The sequence below is a fragment of the Nonomuraea lactucae genome (genome assembly GCF_003313395.1).
GTDB classification, from domain to species: domain Bacteria; phylum Actinomycetota; class Actinomycetes; order Streptosporangiales; family Streptosporangiaceae; genus Nonomuraea; species Nonomuraea lactucae.
In genome coordinates this window covers 1-1179 of sequence record NZ_QNFZ01000461.1, presented here as the reverse complement: position 1 = coordinate 1179, position 1179 = coordinate 1, and the positions used below count along the sequence as shown (strand labels likewise).

Sequence of the window (1179 nt, the reverse complement as noted above, 5' to 3'; positions counted from 1 at the left end):
CGGCTGGTCGGCGTCGTGGCCCTCGGTGGCCGCGCCGCGGCGGCCGGCGCCGCCCGCTACCGCGCCAGGCTGCTGGAGCAGCCGGCCCTCGCCGCCTGAGGAGCGTCACCACATGTCCAGCCTCCGTGGCTACTTCACCCCCAAGACCGCCACCGGCCGGTCGTCGCTCGTCCCGGCGCCCCCGTGGCACTACTCGGGCGACCTGCTGACCGTCGAGTACCGCACCGACCCCGCCCGGGTGCGCGAGCTGCTGCCCGAGCCGCTGGAGCTGGCCGAGGAGGACCCCGGCGCGGTGGCGCTGATCTGGGCGGACTGGCAGTCCTGCTCGTCCTCCCGGGAGGAGCTGCTCGACCCGGTGCGCTCCCAGTACAAGGAGGCGTTCGCCGTCGTGCGCTGCTCGTACCGGGGGCGTACGTACTCGCGCTGCGTCTACATCTGGGTGGACAAGGACTTCGCCATCGCCCGCGGCCTGCACCAGGGCTATCCGAAGAAGCTCGGCTCCATCCACCTGACCCGCCCCCATCCCTACGGCCCGGCTCCGCGGATCGAGGCGGGCTCCCGGTTCGGCGCCACGCTCGCCGCGGCCGACCGCAGGCTCGCCCAGGCCGTGGTGACGCTGCGCGGGCCGGCGGAGACGAACGGGTTCGTCAACGGTCACCCGATGGCCCACCACCGCTGGCTGCCCTCGATCGAGAAGGGCAAGGGCCTGGCCCTGGACGAGCTGGTCGAGTCCGGCGCCGCCTCCTTCGAGGCCGGGCCGCCCTGGACCGGCGAGGCCGAGCTGGAGCTGTTCGAGGCGCCGACGGAGGAGCTGGCCCGGCTGGAGATCCGAGAGCCCATCGCGGCCTACTACCGCCAGGTCGGCGTCGTCTGGGACGGCGGCCGCCTGCTGGAGTCCGGCACGTCGGCGGCCGGGTGAGTCCCGCCCGGCACTGTGGAACGGAGACCTGAAATGCCAGAACAGCACCTCCCTCCGGGGACGGCCGTGGTCGCCGGGGTCGGCGTCGACACGCGGCACTGGATCGGCGGGCGCCGCGTCGCCTCCGCCGCGACCTTCACCGACACCTCGCCGATCGACGGCGGCACGCTCGCCGAGATCGCACGCGGCGGGCAGGCCGAGGCCGAGGCCGCCGTGGCCGCCGCCAAGGAGGCGTTCCCCGCCTGGGCGGCCACCCCGCG

At 75.0% G+C, this 1179-nt stretch carries 2 protein-coding genes; both read left to right on the top strand.

Going from position 1 to position 1179, the window contains the following annotated elements:
• Positions 1-112: 112 nt before the first annotated feature.
• On the top strand, positions 113-919 hold the full coding sequence (locus DQW85_RS22665; protein ID WP_113702169.1) for an acetoacetate decarboxylase family protein: 807 nt from the start codon (positions 113-115) through the stop codon (positions 917-919).
• Between the two features lie 33 nt (positions 920-952).
• The coding region (locus DQW85_RS22660) for an aldehyde dehydrogenase family protein (RefSeq protein ID WP_113702170.1) at positions 953-1179 on the top strand (227 nt) is incomplete at its 3' end.